The organism is Bradyrhizobium ferriligni, from assembly GCF_056837965.1.
Map to the genome: position 1 here is coordinate 84962 of NZ_JBXEJO010000028.1, position 18640 is coordinate 103601.

The following is an 18640-nucleotide window of genomic DNA, read 5'->3' on the forward strand; positions in this document are numbered from 1 at the left end:
GCGTTTGCGCTGACGTTGTGGCGACGCTCACGTGCCTCTATGGCCACGCAGGCCCTCCGTTGGAAGCACGCATTTTCGAATAACATATATGTCAAGGCGGAATAGGCCGCATCACAGATGCGTCGTCGTCTTGATTCATTTTAGATCGTATGATCTAAAATTCAATAATGACATCACAGCTCTTGCATGATGAGACGCCTTTAACTTCCGCTCCGGACCGGTGGCGGATAGCACGGGGTGTGATTTGCGCCGGGCTATCGGTGGCCATCCTCTCGGGCTGGTTCGTGGTCACCCGGTTAGGCTTGCGGCACGAATTGTGGATCTGGGACGTCATCGCGCTCCGTTTTGGGGAGGGCGCACTCTTCCTGACCCCGTTCCTGCTTATGGGTCGCTCCCGTCTGCCGCTGCGCGACTGGGCTCAAGGCCTGGTCCTGGCATTTCTTTGGGGGGCGCCGTTCATCCTCTTGGTCGCGCTCGGCCTTCAGCTCACGACCGCGACGCTGACTTCCACCGTTACGCCCACGTTGATGCCCGTCTTTGCAGGCCTTATCGCCTGGAGCTTCTTTGGTGAAACCCCGCCAACGCGGCAGTTGGCCGGCTACGGCATGATTGTGGGCGGTCTCCTGGCGCTGATCTACGGTTATGTGAGGGAGCCGGGCGCCGTTGATCCCGCCGGCGGTGTGTCGCTCGTCGTCGCCGCGGTGTTGTGGGCGCTCTACACGCTCCGCCTGCGTCTGACCTGGCTCACGCCTCTACAAGCTGCTGCCTTGATCTGCTTTTGGTCGGCGATCTTCTACCTGCCATTCTATGTCGGCCTCGGTCTTTCCAATTTCGCCCACGCATCACGCATGGAGCTGCTGTTTCAGGCGATCTATCAGGGAGTCCTGATGAGCGTCGTTGCCATCTTCGCCTTTAACAAGGCTGTCTTCTCGCTCGGTGGGCGCGCGGCTGCCGCCATTATCGCGCTGGTACCTGTCACCGCAACCACGGTTGCGATTCCTGTGCTCGGCGAGTGGCCCTCGGTGATCTCAGCCGGAGCCATCTGCATCATCGCGATTGGTGTCGTGTTTGCCGCCGCCCAAAGTCATTCCAAAAACCCAAAGGGAGAACGCCAATGATCCGATTTTATTACCATCCCACGCCAAACCCGGCGAAAATTGCACTGCTGCTCGAAGAAACAGGCCTGGCCTACGAGCTCTTTCCAATCGACACCAGCAAGGGCGAGCAACACACGGCCGCGTTTCGCGCGATCAACCCCAACGGCAAGGTGCCTGCGATCGTCGATACGGAAGGTCCCGGCGGAAAGGAGATGCGGGTCTTCGATTCCGGCGCCATTTTGCTTTATCTCGCCGAGAAGACGGGCCAACTGCTTGGTGCACCGGAAGACAAGGGCGAACTTCTGTCCTGGCTCTTCTTCATCGCGACCGGCATCGGCCCGTTCTCCGGCCAGGCGGTCCACTTTCAGCATGCGGCGCCAGAAAAGCTGGCTTACGCGATTAATCGCTATCGACGCGAGGTCGAACGTCATTACGAGGTCCTCGATACGCATCTCAAAGGCCGCGAGTTTATTGTCGGCCAGAGCTTCACGATCGCCGACATCTCGGCCTGGGGATGGCTCGATCGGGCCCCGCGCGTTCTGCCGGGCGATGCCGCGCCGCTCGCGCCGTTTCCAAATCTCGATCGCTGGTTCAAGGCCATTGATGCACGTCCATCGGTGCTCAAAGCACGAGCCGTTGGCCGGGGCCATGCCTTCAAGAAAGAAGTGGATGAAGAAACCCGCCGAGCCTTGTTTCCGTCCAACTACCCAAAGGTGACCAACTGACACCGGAAGGGAGGATCTGATGAACTTAAAGGGAAAACAGGTACTGGTTACCGGCGGATCGAGCGGTATCGGCTATGCCATCGCCGAACTGATGTTGAAGAGAGGGGCGCGCGTCGTGATCACGGGCCGCCGATCGGAGGTGTTGCGCGAGGCGGCCCAGCGGCTGGCTGACCACGGTCACGTCGAGCACATCGCGGCCGATGTCAGTACGGAGGAGGGACGCAAGGCGACGCTCGTCGCAGCGCTCAAGTCATTAGGAGGGCTTGACGTGCTCGTGAACAACGCCGGCGGCGTGCGCGCGGGCCGTCTCGAAGACACCACCGAAGCGGAAATACGCGCCATGATCGAGGTCGATCTCGTCGCGCCGATCCTGTTGACACGGGCAGTCCTGCCTGCGCTGCGGGCGAGCGGCGAGGGGATGGTCGTCAACGTCACATCCGGTATCGCGCTTGTGGCGGCTCCGTTCTACGCGACCTATGCCGGGGTTAAGGCAGGCCTCGCCAAGTTTGGGGAGGCGCTTCGGCGGGAACTGAAAGGCGAGGGCGTTCATGTCATGACGGTTTACCCAGGTGCGACGGAAACGCCGATGATGAGCTCCAATCGCGCGGGTCCGGACCTCGGCTTCACCCGCGAACCTGCCAGCGCCGTCGCGGAGGCCGTTATCGATGGAGTAGAGCGAGACGCTTTTGAGGTTATTCGCGGGGGCGAAGCCCGCGCTAAAATGATCGCCCTTAATCGCGACGACCCGGCGGCGCTTGACAAGCGATTCTTGGATCTAAAGCCGGCATTGGCGGACGCTGTCCGCGATCATTCTGCGCTTTAGATGACTTTCAAGGTTTATGAAAAGGCAACGAGCCAATGACCAGCGTGGCATTATATGTGGAATTGAAAGCGAAGCCAGGGCGCGAGGAGGACGTCGCGACGTTCCTGGCAAAAGCGCGCGATCTGGTTGCCGCCGAGACCGGAACCGTTGCGTGGTTTTCGGTGCGCTTCGACAAAGCGAAGTTTGCGATTTTCGACGCGTTCAATGATGAAGCGAGCCGGGCGGCGCATCTTAGCGGCGCCCTGGCCGCCGCCCTTATGGCGAACGCTGCCGAACTTCTCGCGAGCCCGCCGGACATTCGCCGACCCTCGGTATTGGCCGACAAGCTTCCCGTCTAATCGGCCATGCTAAAGATCTGGGGCCGGGCGAATTCAATCAACATCCAAAAAGTACTCTGGTGCTGCGGTGAGCTCGGCCTTCACTTCGAAAGAATCTATGCGGGGAATGAATTTGGAATAACGGGAACGCCCGCTTACCGTGCGCTGAACCCGACAGGTCTTGTTCCGGCCATCGAGGATGGTGATTTCCGTTTATGGGAATCAAACAACATTATCTTGCTCGGAAAGATGAGGAAAGGCGGCTCTATCCGTCTGACATCCGTGCCCGCTTCGATGCGGAACGCTGGATGGACTGGCAGGCCACCCTGTTTTGGTCGGCACTGCGTCCGCTCTTCATCCAGCTGATCCGCACCCCGCCTGAAAGCCGCGACGCGTCGATTATCGCGCGGGCCGAGGAGCTCTCTCTGGTGGCCGTCCAGATGCTCAATGCACAGCTTTCGGACCGGCGCTATTTAACCGGCGATATATTCACGATTCCTGCATCTGCGGCGCTGGAATGAAGCGATGCGGCAACGCGAGGCCTTCCGAAGGGTAGTCATGACTCCCATGAATTGATGGGTGGAGCATCCTCAGGCGATGAAGCAATCGACCTGCTTTTCGTCGTCCACGGCCACAACGACATGATCGCCGGGCTTGACCGGATAGAGCCCGAGCGGCGTGCCTGCCAGTATGAGATCGCCGGGCGCCACCGCTTCTCCCCAACGTTTGAGCTGGCTTCGCAGCCATCCAAGGGCTTCTTCCGGACCGCCGTCCATCGCCCACAGAGCGCCGGAATCGATGAGGCGTCCATTAATGCTCACCTGCAGCGATCGCGCGTTGGCCCAGTGCGAGAGTGGCGTCGCGGCGTGATGATACGGGATGACCGCTCCGGCATTGATGCCGTTGTTCGCGACGAGCTCGGCAAGCGTTTTCTGCGGTCCGCGAAAAACAAAGTGGTGAAGCTCGATTACGGGAAACGCGGCGACGATGCTCGCATTGGCGCCGATACGGAGCGCCATCTCGCCTTCAATCGCGAGATTCGCATAAGCACTGTACGAAAGCGTGTCTCCCGAACGACGGAGTTCATCCTTGAAGAGGCGGGCATGGATCGGGCCGCTCATCCCGAATTGCGCAACCACTCCGGGACCGATACATCCGATCTTGTAACCCGCTAGGGCATCGCCTTCGGCGCAACGCAGGCTCGCCAGCTCGGCCTGCACATCGTAGGCTTCTGCGAGCGTCAAAGACAGCTCCGCTTCGGCAAAGGCGCTCCCGGGCTCAATGCGTTTGTAATCGTGCCACTGCCGTTCCGCGAGCGATCTTACCCATGCATCCGGATGTAAGTCCTTGCCGCGTTCCATGCCTAGGCAAGCTGATACGTTGCAACAGCGTCCTTGTCCCACGCGAGACCATTGCCAGTCCGATCCGGAACAACGACCATACCGTTCCTGATGACAAGCGGATCCTGCAGAATCGGATTCGCCCAATCGACATATTCGAGCCAATGACGCCCTGGCGTCGCTGCCATCAGATGGGCGCTCACTTCAGGAAAAAGATGTGAGGAAACTTCCCGGCCATAGGCCGCGGCAAGCCCCGCCGCGCGTTGCCAGCCTGTAACCCCGCCGATCCGGTCGAGATCGAGCATCACGTAGTCGGAAGCCCCGGCTTCCAGGGCGGCGGCCATGGGCGCAAGACCGGTGAAGTTCTCGCCAATCTGGATGGGCGTCCGTGCCGCTTGGGCAATGCGAGCCATATGGCGGTAATCGTCGTGACGGGTCGGCTCCTCGATCCAATATACGCCTTCTTGATCAAGGGTAAGCGCATAGGCCATGGCGTCCGAGAAGGTGAGGGCCTGATTGAAATCGACCATCAGCCGCACGGCGTCCGGGAGCCGCTTCCGCACCGCCCGTACCGTCGCAAGGTCGTGCTCAAAATGGCTCCGCCCGAGCCTGAGCTTTACACCGGTAAATCCGCCCTCGCATAGTGCTTCAGCTTCGTCGGCCGCGGCCTCCGGGGCCATCAGCCCCAGCCCATTGCTGTTATAGGCCCGGATCGGATGGCAGGCTGCGCCCAGATAAGTTGCCAGCGGTACGCCTGCTTCCTTTGCGAGCGCATCCCAGACGGCCGTATCGACGGACGATGCCACCATCGCCAGCGGCCCTGTCACCCCTGGGAGCCGGAAATAACGCGAAACCGTGTGTGCCAAGTCCAGTGGAAGCAGCCGCTGGCCGGCTAGCTGCCCGCTGAGCTCGGCAACGATGGGCACAAGAGCTCGCGCGATCGACGGCTGGTAGCAGAACGCGTATGCGTGACCTGTGATGCCATCTTCGGTCAGGAGGTCGACCAGCAACAGGCACGCCTCATCGATGCTCTTCGCGCTGGTTCCGAGTGGCCGTCTCATCGGTAGCTTGACAGCTGTGCCCGTTAGAGAACGAAGCACCGGCAGGTCAGACTTTGTCAAAATTATCTCCGCAACAGCCGGTCCGAGCGGTTGGCAGCTAGCGAGAATTATGGAGCGTACGATCTAGAATGCGCCCTGTGCGGGCGACCGTCAAGCGAGGGAATACAAGAATTATCTTATTGGGCGCGTAACTTCACCCTGGCAGGCGCGAACGGAGAGGGCCGGAATAGCCTCATAGGCCTTCCGTATGTAGGGGCAATACGTTGTTCGCGGCCGCGGCCGCCCGTGCGGCCACGACCCCCTAGGATAGATGAAGAACGGCGCTTAGTTCTTCTTCATTCCGTCATCTTTCTTCATGCCATCGGCCTTCTTCATGCCGTCTTTCGACATGCTGTCCTTGGACATTGCGTCCTTCGACATCGAGTCCTTCTTCATGCTGTCTTTGGACATCGAGTCCTTTTTCATGCCGTCGTCCTTGCCGATCTTGTCCTGGGCGAAGGCGGAAGGGGCGAGCACGAGGCTCAAGGAAAGGGCGGCGGCGGAAAGGCCAAAGGCGAGGCGGGAACGAGCGGTCATGGAGCGTCATCCTTGATGCGAAAGTTAAAGCGGCGGATGCCGCTCAACCCCCATACGTTGGTTTTGGGTCGTTGTTACCGGTTCTGGCGAATTCTTGTTCAGCTTACGTCGATCCGCCAGCCAAACGCGCCGCTCCCACGATGCGGCCATCGTGCGCCTCGATCACGACGGCAACATCGTCGCCATCCGGAAAGCGCTCGCGTATCTGAAGAGGCTTACCGAGCCAGTCGGCGACAGGCCGGACCGACCGGACCACATTCGCCTCGGCAAGCGTTCGGCCCCCATTCTCGCCGCGCCCGATTTTCGTTGTATGCTCGTGATCAAAGCCAATGAGCAGGACCTTGCCGCTCCCCGCACCGGCTCCAACCTGGATCGCGACGTTCCCGGCATCCTTGCTCACGCTAATCTCGGCCGCCGTCGTTTGTTCGCGCTTGGCCTGTTCGATCGCGGCATTGACCTCATCGCGACGCGAACCAACAAGCCCGACCCCTCCATCAACCACCATTTCCGGCGTGTAGGATCCGTCTCCGAAACGGTGGCCGTACCGATCCTGACGCAACGTCGCCGCTTCCAGGGAGAAGGGGTCTTTCCACCCAAGGCGGTCCCAGTAAGTGACGTGAAAGGCAAGCGGCAGGACGTCCGTCCGGCCCTTGGTCATCTCGTTGAGAAAGGCGTTCGCGGGCGGGCACGACGAGCACCCCTGCGATGTAAACAGCTCAACGACTACGGGCCGCTCCGCGGCGGCCGAAACCGCGGGCAGAAAGCCAAGGATTAGCCCGCCGATAATGAAAATGCGCGACGTCATGGGACTCTCCAGGTTAGTGGCTCCTAGAGTTCGCTGCCGGGGCGAAGTTGTTACAGGCCAAGACACACGAATTGGTGAAGACAACGTCTCTGCTGGTTGCGGCGCTGATGCCGGTGCTTACTCAACCGCATCGGATCAAATGCGGATCGGGGGCTGCAGTCGACATCGCCTGTGCCAACGATGGGCCCTATTGCCTTCATGAGGCGAGTCTGGGCGCACGCTGTGTCCCAAGGCGGCCATCCTGTCGCGAAGGCCAGGGCGGGGACAACACGTTCAACGCTCAGAGTACGGAGCTAGTCGGCCGACACAATCTGCGTCAGTCCCGACAGACCGTTGATCGTGTAGTCCGGGGTGAGGTCCAGCTCATCCATTTGCATCCGGAGAGCTTTGAACATCGTCAGGGGGGGAATCATGTCTGCCTTGAGGCAGGCCTTTGCCATGGCTTCCGGCGTTACCCTTTCGATCCAGGCAACCGTGAAGCCCGCGGCCTTCGCGCCGACGGCATCCCAGGGATTGGACGATACAAACAGCACCTCGTCCGGCGAGACGTGGAGTCGCGGTTCGATGAGGGAATAAGCCTCTGGGCTTGGCTTGAAGATGCGCTTGCTATCGATGCTGATTGTCGCGTCCAGAATATTCTCGAGGCCGGTGTTCCGGACCAAATCGGTTAGCATCTGCGTGCTGCCGTTCGACAGGATAGCCCGCTTGTAGCCCTTCAACGATACCAACGTGTCCTTGGCATCGGGATAGAGATCAAGATGCACGTATTTTTCCATGATCGCTTCGAAAAGCCGGTCATCACAGCTCAAGCCAAGGATCTTGAGCGTGTAAGACAGCGAATTCCGCGTGATGACAGAAAAATCCTCGTAACGGCGCATGAGTGATCGAAGCCACGTATACTCGAGTTGCTTCACGCGCCAGACCTGGGTGATAAGTTCGCCATAGCCCGGAAAGGCGCGATCGGTAATCGCGGCGACCGATTGGACATCGTAAAGCGTTCCGTAGGCATCGAACACGATTGCTTTTATCGTCACGAGACAACTTCCTTTTGCTTTCTCTTACTCGGCTGTGCGGCCCGTATGCACCTGCAACAGGAACGCGTCGAACCGCTTTTCATTCTCGGTGTCGCGGGTCGTGATCAGCGAACCGATGACGGCGCCGAGAAAGCCGATTGGCAGCGACACAATCGTTGGATTGACGAGCGGCCAGATCGCCTCGCTGCCGCGCATGGCCGGGCCGATCATCGCCAGCACGACGGAGCTGGTAAGGCCTGCTGCCATGCCGCAGATGACGCCGCCGGTATTAAAGCGTCGCCAGAACAACGACAGGACCAGAACGGGAAAGTTCGCGCTCGCGGCCACACAGATGGCAAGAATGACGAGCACCGCGACATTCACCCCCTGGGCCAGAATGCCAAGGGCGATGGCGAGAACTCCGATCACCACGGCCGCCAGACGCGCGATCCAGACTTCCTGCCGCCCTTCGACATGGCCACCTTTCAGCCAGTTAACGTAGAAGTCATGCGCGATACTGCTGGATGTCGACAGGGTGAGCGCCGAGACCACCGCCAGGATCGTCGCCACCGCGACGGCGGCAACGACCCCGAGCATGAGTTCCCCGCCAAAGCTGCCTTTTCCACCGCCAAGGTATTGGGCGAGCAGGGGCAGCGCGAGGTTACCGCCCTTGTCCGCGGCGCGAATGGCGTCCTGGCCCACGAAGCTGGCCGCGGCGAGGCCGAATAGGGTTGTGGCCGCGAAGAACGCACCGGCCAGGAACATAACCCACACAACCGAACGACGCGCCGTCTTTGCGTCAGGCACCGTATAAAAACGTGTCATGACATGGGGCAGGCCCGCGAGGCCGAGAACGTAACCGAGACCGAGAGATATCTGGTCGAACGGGTTTTTGAGATAGTTGCCGGGCAGAAGATAACCGGCACCGTACTTTACTTCCGTATCGGCGAAGAACGAGAGTGGATTGAAGTGGACTAGCGAGAACGCCAAAACGAGCACGACGGCGCCTGCGCCCAGCATCAGAACGGCCTTCACGATCTGCACCCATGTGGTCGCCAGCATGCCGCCAAAGGCGACGTAAACGATCATGCTCGCGCCCACAAAGATCACCGCCCAGTCGTACGAGATCCCTGTCAAGAGCCGAACGAGAACACCGGCACCTGCCATTTGAGGCATCAGATAGGCAAAATTGACGACGATCGTCCCAGTGATGGCCGCAAGCAGCGACGAGCGAGTTTGCATGCGGCTGCGGATCACGTCCCCAAGCGTGTACTTGCCTGAGTTACGGAGCGGCTCTGCGATCAAGAACAAGACCGTACAGAAGGCGACGAGAGGACCGAGTGCATAAAAAGCGCCATCCATGCCGTAGAGCGCTGTCAGCCCGCTGAAGCCGAGGAAGGCAGCTGCGCTGCACCAATCGCCCGCAAGCGCAAAGCCGTTTTGAGCGGCGGTTAGCTGACTGTCGGCTGCGTAAAAATCGCTGGCCGTCGTGGTTCGCCGCGCGGCCCAATAGGTGATACCGAGCGTCACAAGGAGGATGAAGATAAAAATGACAAGCGTTACACTCATCGCGCGGATCCCCGTGCCGAAGCGGCGGCGGCCGACGAGAGGGGATCGAACACGCGATTGGCGACGCGCTCGTAAATGAGCGCGAGGACCCACGACAGGACGTAATTCAGCGCAATGAGGGTAAAGCCGACATTGAGCGAGCCGACGACTTTCATCGCCATCAGGTCTTTGGCGAAGCCCGCGACGACCGTGAGACCGATATAACCGACGAAGTACGCAATCGTCATCGGCAAAAGAAACCGGATTTTCGCTGCTACCAAGGTTCGGACGCCCGCATGCGCCGCCTCGATGCGTGTATCGACGCCAACCATTGCTCCTCCCATCGCCCAGCTTTGTGCCGGGCCCGCCCTCGGCTCGCTCCCCTTATGGAGATGCACCGAAGGGCTTTCGGTCTTTACGAGGATCGTCACAAGTGACAAAATGAATAATCGTGATCATGATCATCGGGTTTCGCGATTATGGAGGCGAGGCGTGAACCTGGACATTGACTGCCTGCGTTCGTTTCTGGTCGTGGCGGACTCCATGAGCTTCTCGCGCGCCGCCGAAACGGTCGGGCGCTCGCAATCCACGATCAGCCAGCAGATTGCGAAACTTGAGATCCAGACTGGCCGGCCGTTGCTATCGCGCCGGAAGGGAAGGGTCCTGCAGCTCACACCGGAGGGGGAACGCTTGATGCAGTATGCGCGGCGGATCCTCCAACTCAATGATGAAGCGTGCGCCTCCATGTCGGATAATCTTTTGACGGGCTTCGTGCGCCTCGGCGTACCCCTCGACTTCTTTGGCCGCGACTTCACGATTTGGCTGGCTCGATTTAAAGCCAAACACCCGATGGTCACCCTCGAAGTCGAGGCTAATCAGTCAGAAAATCTGCAGAAAAGAAGCGCCCGCGGGGATTTTGATCTGGCGTTTTTCAAGCAGGAGGCGGGATCGAAACTGGGAACGATTGCGCAGCGTGAGCAACTCGTTTGGGTGAGCGGTCCTGCGCACATTACGGACGATCTAGAGTCGATCCCTCTGGTGCTATTTCCGGAAGGGTGCGCGTACCGCAATTGCGCCATTGGACAATTGAAGGAACACCGGCGCCCCTGGCACGTCAGCTTTGTAAGCCCCAGTTTTGAATGTCTGAAGACGGCAACCGCGGAAGGTATGGGAATCACGGTTCTTGCGCGTGCGCTCGTCACGCCGCCGCTGCGGATCGTACGCCATGGGAAGCGCTTGCCCCAACTTCCAGCCATCGAACTTGCCTATTCAAGTGGCCGGCGCGGTAACATGCGCGTGGTAAGCGAGCTCGCCAATTATTTGGCGGACCAATTGGCCGCTGCAGGATCGCAACCATCGCCGGTCGTGGCCTAAGGGGCGCCCGTCAATTATCAAGTGTATCGCAGTCGCCCTTTCGAACGGTGTTCCGGCGCGGCGAACAATGCGATAAGCGCAGCCCAAACCGCGGACGCGGCCGGCGATAAGGAACGATCGCGCCTTCGAACCAGGAAGATAGTGCGGCTCACGGTGGGCTTGACCAGCCGCCGCGTTGTAAGCGTCGGGTGGGCCTCGATGGGTGCCACCAGGGTTGGGATGACCGCAACGCCGAGCCCGGCGCCGACCATCGCAAGGACCGAGCTCGGCTGCGCGAGTTCGAGTACGATCTGCGCCTGCACGCCTGCTTTGGCCAACGTATCGAGGATTTGCGGTCGGCTCCCCGAGGTATTGTTCAACATCACGAGGTGACGCTCCGAGAGCTTAGCCCACGGCAAGCTCTTCGACTTGGCTAATGCGTCATCACGACGGCAGGCCAACACAAACGGATCCTGCATCAGGTTCTCGACATGGAGCTCCGTTGCTTCAATCTCCCCTCCTGAGAGGCCGAACTCGACGTCACCCCGTGTGACCCTGGCAATGACTTCCTTCGCGGCGATATCTTCGATGGAGAACGTGACCTCCGGCCATTTTTCTCGGCAATACGCCACGCAAGCGGGCATCAGTCCTCGCGCCACCGAAGGAACGCAAGCCAACACGACCCTACCGCGGCGCCGTTCACCGGTATCTTTTAATTCCCTTAGGATCGTATCGAGCTCATGAAGCAGTCGCGTGCCACTGGCTGCCAACGTCTCGCCGACAGCCGTCAACCTAACCTGACGCGTGGTGCGGTCCAGCAGACGCAAGCCCAGCTCACTTTCCAACTGCTGCACTGAAAAGCTGACGGCGCTTTGCGACACCGCAACTTCCTCGGCCGCTCGGCTAAAGCTGCCGTGCTTCGCAACCGCGAGAAATGCGCGCAACTGCCGCAGGCCGACGTTCATCTGTTTTTCTCATGAATATATCGAATATTTGAATTTTACTTCGAAATCGCTTGCTTATTCAATCCCCCCGAAATTCTAGGGAGGGAGAACATCATGTCCGATGTTTTGACGAAGACGAAGAGCTCCGCCACCGAGCTCACCAGGCCTTTGCGTATCCTGGGGCGCGCTAATTCGTTCAATGTGCGAAAGGTGCTGTGGACCTGTGATGAGATTGGCATCCAGTATACGCGTGAAGACTTTGGCCGCGGTTTCGCGCCGACGGACACTCCAGAATTCCTGCGTTTGAACCCGACAGGGCAAGTACCCGTCGTGATCGTCGGCGATCGCGTCATGCGAGAATCCAACACCATCGTTCGCTATCTCGCAGCCAAACATGGAGCAACGGATCTCTATCCGGAAGATGCGGAGGGACGGCAAGCGATCGAACAATGGATGGATTGGGTCGCCTACGACATCACGCATGCGCTGCGCGGCGCCTTCCTCGGCGGTCAACTGAAGGAGGCGCCTTATGATCACCCCTGGTACGTCGCGCAGGGCCAAAAGGAGTTAGTGCACCTCATGGGCCTGCTCGACAAACACCTGACGGAGTCAGGACCCTACATCATGGGCGAACGCTTCACGATTGCGGACATCCCGGTCGGGCTGGTGGTCAATCGCTGGTTCAGTCTCACCCATCCTGGCCTCGTCCGTCCCGATTACCAGGCACTGGCCGATTATTATGAGCTTATGACCGAGCGGCCCGCCTTCAGACGGCATGGCCGAAACGGCCTGCCATAACGACAGCGCTACCCAATTAGTCTTTTGAGGAGGTCGGAATGCATCACGCAACAGGTCGTCACTTTCTCCAAATTCCCGGTCCAACGAATTGCCCGTTGCCTGTCCTTGCGGCGATCGCCAAGCCGACCATCGATCATCGCGGCCCGGAATTTGGCGATCTGGGATTGAACGTGTTGAAGCGCGTGCGCAATGTCTTCATGACGGAAGCGCCTGTCGTCATTTACCCAACTTCGGGGACCGGCGCCTGGGAGGCCGCGCTCGTCAATACACTCTCGCCCGGCGATCACGTGCTGATGTTCGAAACCGGTTGGTTTTCGACGTTGTGGAGCAAGATGGCCACGGCGCTCGATCTAAAGCCGGAGATTGTTGCTGGCGACTGGCGCTCCGGCGTCAGCGCGGACACACTTGCCGAAAAGCTGCGGGCGGATAAAGAGCACAAGTATAAAGCGGTCGTCGTCGTTCATAACGAGACGTCGACCGGCGTCACGTCGAACATTGCGGCGGTCCGGCGCGCCATTGACGATGCAAAACATCCCGCATTGTTGCTCGTCGACACGATCTCATCGCTGGGTTCGATCGATTACCGCCATGATGCGTGGGGCGTGGATGTGACCGTCGGCGGTTCGCAGAAAGGATTGATGCTTCCTCCAGGGCTTGGCTTCAACGCGATCTCCGCAAAGGCCATCGACGCATCGAAAAAGACGCGGATGCCGCGCAGTTTCCTTCGCTGGGAGGATATGCTTTCGGCAAACGCGCGAGGTTTCTTTCCTTACACGCCGTCGACCAATCTGTTGCAAGGGCTGAAGGTCGCGCTCGATCTCCTCGAGGCTGAGGGGCTAACGAATGTGTTTGCCCGCCACGATCGCGCCGCCGCTGCGACACGGCGCGCTATTCAGACCTGGGGTTTCGAGATCCAGTGCCGTCATGAAACGGAATACTCCTCTTCGCTTACCGCGGTGCGGCTCCCCGACGGCCACTCGGCCGACGCCTTGCGCCAGCAGATTTTGAACGATGCCAACATGTCGCTCGGCAATGGCCTCGGTCCTCTGGCGGACCGTGTCGTCCGCATCGGTCACCTCGGTGACTTCAACGATGCATCCATTCTTGGAACGCTGGCGGCGGTGGAAATGGGACTGAAGGCGCGGGCGATACCGTTCGGCCGCGGCGCCATCGAGGCAGCGATCGACGCCCTGTCGGACGACCGAAAGGTGACGGCGCAGGCTGCGGAATAGGCATGCACGGCAGTCGCCGCAAAGAGCGACGCCGGTGGTTCTAAAACAGGGAGAGAGACGTGGCTCTTGCGCAGGAAGCTGACGAGATTTCGTCTAAGCCAACAACGGTTCGACGCTTATTCGATGCCCATAGCGTGGTGACGATGCTGTTATGCATTCTGTTCGCCATCATGTATCTCGACCGGGTCAATATTTCCGCAGCAGCCGCATCGCTCAAGATGGGATTTGGCCTTAACAACACGGAAATGGGCCTCGTCTTCAGCGCCTTTTCCTGGGCCTATCTCGGATCCGTGATCTTTGGAGGATGGGGCGCCAGGAAATATGGCGCGAAATCGACCCTCATCCTCTGCGTGCTGATCGTCGGTATCGGCACGATCGCGACCGGGCTTGCCGGCGGGCTCCTAACCCTCTTTCTGGCCCGGCTCGCCGTGGGAATGGGAGAGGGGCCCGCCTTTCCGGCGGCAACCCAGGCAATGCGCAACTGGTATCCGCCAGATCGCTTCGGATACATTCAAGGCATCACGCACAGTGCATCGCGCTTCGGGGCGGCGATCACCCCCCCGGTGGTTGCCGCGGTGGTGCTTTGGTCGGGATGGCGGTCCGCGTTTATCGTCTGCGGCGCTGCGGCGTTGCTGTGGTGCATCGCTTGGTGGATTGTTTTCCGAGACGACCCGCGCGAGCATCCCGGCGTCCGGGCCGCGAACATAGAGAGCCTAACCGTATCCGTGCCGGATCGGGGGGCCAGGATTCCGTTTTGGCTCATCACCCGACGTATGGCCTCCGTGACACTCGTCATGTTCGCCTATGGCTGGACGTATTGGGTATTCGTGTCATGGCTTCCACTTTACTTTGTCAACCAGCATCATACCGACCTGAAGAGCTCAGCCCTGCTGACGAGCGCGCTGTTTTTTTCCGGCCTTGTCGGCAACACGGTGGGCGGGGTCGTTTCCGACAGGATATTGAAGGCAACCGGCCGTAACCGACGCGCACGCTGTAGCGTCATTCTCGTGTCACTTCTCGGAGCCGCCATCCTCATTACGCCCACGATGTTCTTCGATGATCTGCGGATTGTCGTTCCGCTTCTCGCGGGCGCCATGTTCTTCTTGGAACTGACGATCGCTCCTATGTACGCCATCCCGATGGACATCTCCAAGGAGTACGCCGGGCTCGGGAGTGCTTACGTCATTATGGGCGTCGGCCTGTCGGGCATCGTGTCGCCAGTCGTCTTTGGCTGGTTGATCGACCTTACCGGCAACTGGAACATCCCATTCGCCACCGGTGTCGCCATTCTGCTTGCCGGTGCTGCGGCCATTCCCTGGCTACGGCCCGACATCCCGCTGACTACCGACATCGCGGCCCACGCACGCGATAGGCTCACCTCAATTTAAGCCCGTTGACCGTCAAAGGACTCGTTACAATGGCAAAATACAACATCCTCATCCTGGGCGCCTCCTACGGCTCGTTGTTGGCATCCAAGATCATGTTTGGCGGACATTCTGTGAAACTTGTCTGCCTTCCGGAGGAGGCGGCCCTGATCAATGCAGAGGGGTTTCGGGTTCGCCTGCCCATCCGCGGCCGCGCCGAGCAAGTCGAGATCGATTCACGCAAGCTGCCTGGCAAGGTGTCCGCCGCAGGGGCGAACGAGGTCGATCCAGGCGAATACGATCTTATCGGTTTGGCGATGCAGGAGCCTCAGTACGGGTCGGCCGGCGTTCGAGAATTGCTGGATGCGATTGCACGATCGGGCCTTCCTTGCATGTCGATCATGAACATGCCGCCACTTGCCTATATGAAGCGAATACACACCCTTGACGCCAGCGCGCTCGAACCTGCCTATACCGCGCCCGAAGTCTGGCAGCATTTTACCGACAACACGATCACGCTTTGTAGCCCCGACCCTCAAGCCATTCGGCCTCCCGGAGAAAAGGTAAACGTGCTGCAGGTTACATTGCCCACAAATTTCAAGGTCGCCCGTTTCGGCGACGCGCGGGGGAATGACGTTGTCCGTACCTTGGAAACGGACATCGACGCCGCGCGATGGAAGGCCCCCGAGGGCAATCTCGAACTCCCGGTCAAGCTGCGCTTCCATGATTCCATATTCGTCCCTCTCGCGAAGTGGGCGATGCTTATGGCCGGAAACTATCGATGCATCACCGAAGACGGCACGCGAACGGCCCAGGAGGCCGTGCATTCCGATCTTGCCGCGTCGCGATCCATTTATGACTTCGTTGTTGACCTCTGCATCCGTATCGGGGCATCGCCGGCAGATCTGGTGCCGTTCGAGAAATATGCCGCCGCTGCAAAGGAGCTATCCCGACCAGCATCTGCGGCTCGCGCGTTGAATAACGGTGCGCCCAATATCGAGAGGGCCGACAAGCTAGTGCAACTCGTCGCACGTCAGAACGGAATGGCGCATCCTCTTCTCGACCGGATCGTGGAGCTCGTTGATCGCAGGCTGGATGCAAATCGCAAGGCCAAGAGCGCTGCCGCCTGACAAAGAGGGGCTCGATGCTTCCGCACCGCTATGCGCACTTCGTCTTTGCGATAATGCAGTCGGGAATAACCACGGCTGTCGCTGCTGCGATCACCATCGTAAGAATGGCTCCGGACAATCCCCTGATCGACTGGGTTTGCTCCTGGGCGGTTGCTTGGACAACGATGGTGCCGGTCGTCATTCTCGCGGCTCCCGGTCTCAGAAAAGCCTCTTCGCTCCTAACGCGCGATGAGGATTAGGGCGGGCCGCTCCTGCGGCCTGCACCGGCGACCCTGACCAACCGGAGTGGGTTAGGCGCCTCGATGCAGTTCGCTGCCACTCCACAAGATGTCGCATACGATGAAGCGCTCAACGGTTGGATCGCAGACCCTTCATCAAAACCGCGATGACCTTATCCTCATCATCGACGGAGATCCGCTCGCCGGTCACGAGCTGGCGATACCACATGCGTCCCATAAACATATCTATCGCGCTCTGGCTGTCCACGCTCTTCGAGACCTCCCCACGGTCTTTTGCGCGATCAATCATCGCGATAGCCAGGCGCCGGCGTGGAAGAATGAAGCGTTGGTGCAAGAGCGAGGCCAGCTCGGCATTTTGGACGCTCTCGGCGATAAGTACAGGAATGATCCTGCCACCGCCGCTCATACCTGAAATCCAGTTGCGGTAAAGCATTCGCAAGTCTTCCGTGATGTTCTCGGACTTTACTTGCGGCATGGGCCAAGCGCTGTTCGCTGCGTCAAGCAGATCGGAGACCAGATCAGCCATACACTTCCAGCGCCGGTAAACCGTTGTCTTGCCGACGCCTGCCCGCGACGCCAGTCGCTCCATCGTGAGCGCGCGATAGCCCTCGGCGAGGAGGATCTCGCCGGCGGCTTTCAGGATCTCCTTCTGTGTCTCCGGGTTTCTCGGGCGGCCAGCGACCGGACGGGAGTCCTCTACCTTTGCCTTCTTTGTTTTAGGGCTTACCTGCATCGCCTTCGACATCTCCTCTTCGCGGCAACCGCCGCATCATCCGTACCCAAAATTCCTGTTGCATTCAAAAAATCTCAGACATACGATACGATACAATATCGTATCGTAATAGAAAAACCAGATAGGAGACACCCATGGCCCCGCGTTCCGTGCTGGCAAAATTCCCGCAGGTCGACCATCACCAAGCTTCGGGAAAGCTGGCGGAGGTCTATGACGACATCCACTGCACCCTTCGCGTTCCCTGGGTGGCTTTCGGCATTCGCGTGATGTCGCAATTTCCTCACTTCATTCCCGATGCTTGGGCCGCTCTCAAGCCGAACATCTCTACCCGGTACGCCGAGGATGGCGCCGATCTTGTACGATTGAACGCGATCGTGCCCGGGCCGATCATGCCCAACCCAACGCCGAAACTCGTCAAGTTGGGATGGAAAGAGACCGAGATCGCGAAGCTGAAGACGGCACTCGACTTGCTCAACTACGGAAACCCGAAATACCTTATCTTGATCACCGCGTTCAATGAAGCATGGCATGAACGCAACACGGGCGGACGAAACGACAAGCCTCTGCAGGGGCGCGACGCGGAGCTTATTCCGTACGGGCTGCCCAAAGGCGTTGAGAAGTTCAACCTCATCGATCCCGATGAAGCACCAGCCAGAACGCAAATGGTCCTTCGCGACATCCGTGACGCGTCTCTGCACCATGGACCGGCGAGCGACTATCGCGTCCTTGGGGTCTGGCCCGACTATCTCGAGATCGCGCTGAGGGACTCGCTTGCGCCGGTCGCCTTGAGCGCGGAATACGACGAAACCGCCCGACGGATCCGGAAGATCGCCCGCGAACATGTCAAAGGCTTCGACAAGCCTGCCGGCGTCGCCTGGCGAGACATGACCGACAAGCTTTCGCCAGAGCAAATTGCAGGTTTGACCGGTCTCCTCTTTATGTACAACCGCTTCATCGCAGACATCACGATTGCGATCATCCGGCTCAAGCAGGCCTTCGACGGGCCGATCGATGCGACGGAGAATAAGTACACAAACTAAACGCACAGCTGCGGCGCTGGCACAAAAACAAAAACGCCAGCGCCGTTCCCAAAATGGAAACGCGAGGGAGGAAGTCATGACGACGCACATCGCGACAGCGACAGAGGCGATCGACGATGCACGCATGTTGAAGAGAGCTCGGTTGTCGAGCTTTATCGGCACGGTGATCGAATGGTACGATTTCTTTATCTACGGAACCGCGGCAGCACTGGTCTTTGGCAAGCTGTTTTTTCCTCAGTCCAACACGCTAGCGGGGACGATGGCTGCGTTTGGAACGTTTGCCGTGGGATTTATCGCAAGGCCGCTCGGCGGCATTGTTTTTGGGCATTACGGTGATCGCCTCGGCCGACGTGCGGTCCTGGTCGCGACCCTCACTATTATGGGCTTATCTACATTCCTCATCGGTCTGCTCCCCACATACGAGCAGGTCGGTATATGGGCGCCGGTACTTCTGATCGTCCTGCGGGTCGCGCAGGGCGTGGCGCTGGGCGGGGAATGGGGA

Annotated in this window: 22 protein-coding genes and 1 pseudogene; 14 read left to right on the plus strand and 9 right to left on the minus strand. The window is 59.5% G+C overall.

Features of this window, described 5'->3' with window-relative positions:
• Nucleotides 1-167: 167 nt before the first annotated feature.
• The 6 genes and pseudogenes from AC1VNY_RS18465 to AC1VNY_RS18490 all read left to right on the plus strand — a co-directional run bounded on the left by AC1VNY_RS18465 (nucleotide 168) and on the right by AC1VNY_RS18490 (nucleotide 3483).
• Complete coding sequence (locus tag AC1VNY_RS18465) at nucleotides 168-1118, plus strand: DMT family transporter (protein WP_482406250.1); 951 nt, start codon at nucleotides 168-170, stop codon at nucleotides 1116-1118.
• Nucleotides 1115-1822, plus strand: a complete 708-nt coding sequence (locus AC1VNY_RS18470; protein ID WP_482406251.1) for a glutathione S-transferase family protein — start codon at nucleotides 1115-1117, stop codon at nucleotides 1820-1822. The genes AC1VNY_RS18465 and AC1VNY_RS18470 overlap by 4 nt, the downstream gene beginning before the upstream one ends.
• A 19-nt stretch (nucleotides 1823-1841) precedes the next feature.
• Nucleotides 1842-2645, plus strand: a complete 804-nt coding sequence (locus AC1VNY_RS18475; RefSeq protein ID WP_482406252.1) for an SDR family NAD(P)-dependent oxidoreductase — start codon at nucleotides 1842-1844, stop codon at nucleotides 2643-2645.
• 35 nt (nucleotides 2646-2680) lie between these two features.
• Nucleotides 2681-2983: an antibiotic biosynthesis monooxygenase gene (locus AC1VNY_RS18480; RefSeq protein WP_482406253.1), complete on the plus strand. Its 303-nt coding sequence runs from the start codon at nucleotides 2681-2683 to the stop codon at nucleotides 2981-2983.
• Between the two features lie 6 nt (nucleotides 2984-2989).
• A pseudogene (locus tag AC1VNY_RS18485) lies at nucleotides 2990-3139 on the plus strand (thioredoxin domain-containing protein); the annotation flags it as partial.
• 38 nt (nucleotides 3140-3177) lie between these two features.
• Complete coding sequence (locus AC1VNY_RS18490) at nucleotides 3178-3483, plus strand: glutathione S-transferase family protein (protein WP_482406272.1); 306 nt, start codon at nucleotides 3178-3180, stop codon at nucleotides 3481-3483.
• A gap of 69 nt (nucleotides 3484-3552) precedes the next feature.
• On the opposite strand, the gene AC1VNY_RS18495 is transcribed toward AC1VNY_RS18490, so the two are convergent.
• The 7 genes from AC1VNY_RS18495 to AC1VNY_RS18525 all read right to left on the minus strand — a co-directional run bounded on the left by AC1VNY_RS18495 (nucleotide 3553) and on the right by AC1VNY_RS18525 (nucleotide 9637).
• Entirely contained in the window at nucleotides 3553-4323 is a 771-nt protein-coding gene (locus AC1VNY_RS18495; protein WP_482406254.1) for a 2-keto-4-pentenoate hydratase, read from the minus strand.
• 2 nt (nucleotides 4324-4325) lie between these two features.
• Nucleotides 4326-5363: an enolase C-terminal domain-like protein gene (locus AC1VNY_RS18500; RefSeq protein ID WP_482406255.1), complete on the minus strand. Its 1038-nt coding sequence runs from the start codon at nucleotides 5361-5363 to the stop codon at nucleotides 4326-4328.
• 324 nt (nucleotides 5364-5687) lie between these two features.
• On the minus strand, nucleotides 5688-5939 hold the full coding sequence (locus AC1VNY_RS18505; RefSeq protein ID WP_482406256.1) for a pentapeptide MXKDX repeat protein: 252 nt from the start codon (nucleotides 5937-5939) through the stop codon (nucleotides 5688-5690).
• A 103-nt stretch (nucleotides 5940-6042) separates the two neighbouring features.
• Nucleotides 6043-6744 carry a DUF1223 domain-containing protein gene (locus AC1VNY_RS18510; RefSeq protein ID WP_482406257.1) on the minus strand — a complete coding sequence of 234 codons (702 nt, stop codon included), beginning with the start codon at nucleotides 6742-6744 and terminating at the stop codon, nucleotides 6043-6045.
• A gap of 293 nt (nucleotides 6745-7037) precedes the next feature.
• Nucleotides 7038-7778 carry a haloacid dehalogenase type II gene (locus AC1VNY_RS18515; RefSeq protein ID WP_482406258.1) on the minus strand — a complete coding sequence of 247 codons (741 nt, stop codon included), beginning with the start codon at nucleotides 7776-7778 and terminating at the stop codon, nucleotides 7038-7040.
• A 24-nt stretch (nucleotides 7779-7802) separates the two neighbouring features.
• Nucleotides 7803-9326 (minus strand): solute symporter family protein, encoded by a 1524-nt coding sequence (locus AC1VNY_RS18520; RefSeq protein WP_482406259.1) that lies wholly within the window; start codon nucleotides 9324-9326, stop codon nucleotides 7803-7805.
• Nucleotides 9323-9637, minus strand: a complete 315-nt coding sequence (locus tag AC1VNY_RS18525) for a DUF485 domain-containing protein (RefSeq protein WP_482406260.1) — start codon at nucleotides 9635-9637, stop codon at nucleotides 9323-9325. Before AC1VNY_RS18525 ends, AC1VNY_RS18520 begins: the two co-directional genes overlap by 4 nt.
• 160 nt (nucleotides 9638-9797) lie before the next feature.
• Here AC1VNY_RS18525 and AC1VNY_RS18530 point away from each other — a divergent pair, with 160 nt between their 5' ends.
• Nucleotides 9798-10679: a LysR substrate-binding domain-containing protein gene (locus tag AC1VNY_RS18530; protein ID WP_482406261.1), complete on the plus strand. Its 882-nt coding sequence runs from the start codon at nucleotides 9798-9800 to the stop codon at nucleotides 10677-10679.
• 17 nt (nucleotides 10680-10696) lie between these two features.
• On the opposite strand, the gene AC1VNY_RS18535 is transcribed toward AC1VNY_RS18530, so the two are convergent.
• A complete protein-coding gene (locus AC1VNY_RS18535) occupies nucleotides 10697-11623 on the minus strand; it encodes a LysR family transcriptional regulator (protein ID WP_482406262.1) in 927 nt (308 codons plus the stop codon).
• A 93-nt stretch (nucleotides 11624-11716) separates the two neighbouring features.
• Between AC1VNY_RS18535 and AC1VNY_RS18540 the strand changes: the two genes are divergently transcribed.
• The 5 genes from AC1VNY_RS18540 to AC1VNY_RS18560 are packed head-to-tail and all read left to right on the plus strand — an operon-like array spanning nucleotide 11717 to nucleotide 16365.
• A complete protein-coding gene (locus AC1VNY_RS18540) occupies nucleotides 11717-12400 on the plus strand; it encodes a glutathione S-transferase family protein (RefSeq protein WP_482406263.1) in 684 nt (227 codons plus the stop codon).
• A 38-nt stretch (nucleotides 12401-12438) separates the two neighbouring features.
• Nucleotides 12439-13632, plus strand: a complete 1194-nt coding sequence (locus AC1VNY_RS18545; protein ID WP_482406264.1) for a pyridoxal-phosphate-dependent aminotransferase family protein — start codon at nucleotides 12439-12441, stop codon at nucleotides 13630-13632.
• A 59-nt stretch (nucleotides 13633-13691) separates the two neighbouring features.
• Nucleotides 13692-15020, plus strand: coding sequence for an MFS transporter (locus tag AC1VNY_RS18550; protein WP_482406265.1), 1329 nt, complete (start codon nucleotides 13692-13694; stop codon nucleotides 15018-15020).
• Between the two features lie 29 nt (nucleotides 15021-15049).
• Entirely contained in the window at nucleotides 15050-16126 is a 1077-nt protein-coding gene (locus AC1VNY_RS18555; protein WP_482406266.1) for a hypothetical protein, read from the plus strand.
• Between the two features lie 53 nt (nucleotides 16127-16179).
• A complete protein-coding gene (locus AC1VNY_RS18560; protein ID WP_482406270.1) occupies nucleotides 16180-16365 on the plus strand; it encodes a DUF2798 domain-containing protein in 186 nt (61 codons plus the stop codon).
• 109 nt (nucleotides 16366-16474) lie between these two features.
• On the opposite strand, the gene AC1VNY_RS18565 is transcribed toward AC1VNY_RS18560, so the two are convergent.
• Nucleotides 16475-17110 (minus strand): TetR/AcrR family transcriptional regulator, encoded by a 636-nt coding sequence (locus AC1VNY_RS18565; RefSeq protein ID WP_482406267.1) that lies wholly within the window; start codon nucleotides 17108-17110, stop codon nucleotides 16475-16477.
• 122 nt (nucleotides 17111-17232) lie between these two features.
• Between AC1VNY_RS18565 and AC1VNY_RS18570 the strand changes: the two genes are divergently transcribed.
• Nucleotides 17233-18138 carry a halocarboxylic acid dehydrogenase DehI family protein gene (locus tag AC1VNY_RS18570; protein WP_482406268.1) on the plus strand — a complete coding sequence of 302 codons (906 nt, stop codon included), beginning with the start codon at nucleotides 17233-17235 and terminating at the stop codon, nucleotides 18136-18138.
• Nucleotides 18139-18262: 124 nt separating this feature from the next.
• A partial coding sequence (locus AC1VNY_RS18575) for an MFS transporter (protein WP_482406271.1) occupies nucleotides 18263-18640 on the plus strand: 378 nt, incomplete at its 3' end.

Coding starts and splice junctions, on each gene's coding strand:
- AC1VNY_RS18465 (WP_482406250.1), top strand. CDS start 168: ATGACATCACAGCTCTTGCATGATGAGACGCCTTTAACTTCCGCTCCG.
- AC1VNY_RS18470 (WP_482406251.1), top strand. CDS start 1,115: ATGATCCGATTTTATTACCATCCCACGCCAAACCCGGCGAAAATTGCA.
- AC1VNY_RS18475 (WP_482406252.1), top strand. CDS start 1,842: ATGAACTTAAAGGGAAAACAGGTACTGGTTACCGGCGGATCGAGCGGT.
- AC1VNY_RS18480 (WP_482406253.1), top strand. CDS start 2,681: ATGACCAGCGTGGCATTATATGTGGAATTGAAAGCGAAGCCAGGGCGC.
- AC1VNY_RS18490 (WP_482406272.1), top strand. CDS start 3,178: ATGGGAATCAAACAACATTATCTTGCTCGGAAAGATGAGGAAAGGCGG.
- AC1VNY_RS18495 (WP_482406254.1), bottom strand. CDS start 4,323: ATGGAACGCGGCAAGGACTTACATCCGGATGCATGGGTAAGATCGCTC.
- AC1VNY_RS18500 (WP_482406255.1), bottom strand. CDS start 5,363: ATGAGACGGCCACTCGGAACCAGCGCGAAGAGCATCGATGAGGCGTGC.
- AC1VNY_RS18505 (WP_482406256.1), bottom strand. CDS start 5,939: ATGACCGCTCGTTCCCGCCTCGCCTTTGGCCTTTCCGCCGCCGCCCTT.
- AC1VNY_RS18510 (WP_482406257.1), bottom strand. CDS start 6,744: ATGACGTCGCGCATTTTCATTATCGGCGGGCTAATCCTTGGCTTTCTG.
- AC1VNY_RS18520 (WP_482406259.1), bottom strand. CDS start 9,326: ATGAGTGTAACGCTTGTCATTTTTATCTTCATCCTCCTTGTGACGCTC.
- AC1VNY_RS18525 (WP_482406260.1), bottom strand. CDS start 9,637: ATGGTTGGCGTCGATACACGCATCGAGGCGGCGCATGCGGGCGTCCGA.
- AC1VNY_RS18535 (WP_482406262.1), bottom strand. CDS start 11,623: ATGAACGTCGGCCTGCGGCAGTTGCGCGCATTTCTCGCGGTTGCGAAG.
- AC1VNY_RS18540 (WP_482406263.1), top strand. CDS start 11,717: ATGTCCGATGTTTTGACGAAGACGAAGAGCTCCGCCACCGAGCTCACC.
- AC1VNY_RS18545 (WP_482406264.1), top strand. CDS start 12,439: ATGCATCACGCAACAGGTCGTCACTTTCTCCAAATTCCCGGTCCAACG.
- AC1VNY_RS18555 (WP_482406266.1), top strand. CDS start 15,050: ATGGCAAAATACAACATCCTCATCCTGGGCGCCTCCTACGGCTCGTTG.
- AC1VNY_RS18560 (WP_482406270.1), top strand. CDS start 16,180: ATGCAGTCGGGAATAACCACGGCTGTCGCTGCTGCGATCACCATCGTA.
- AC1VNY_RS18565 (WP_482406267.1), bottom strand. CDS start 17,110: ATGTCGAAGGCGATGCAGGTAAGCCCTAAAACAAAGAAGGCAAAGGTA.
- AC1VNY_RS18570 (WP_482406268.1), top strand. CDS start 17,233: ATGGCCCCGCGTTCCGTGCTGGCAAAATTCCCGCAGGTCGACCATCAC.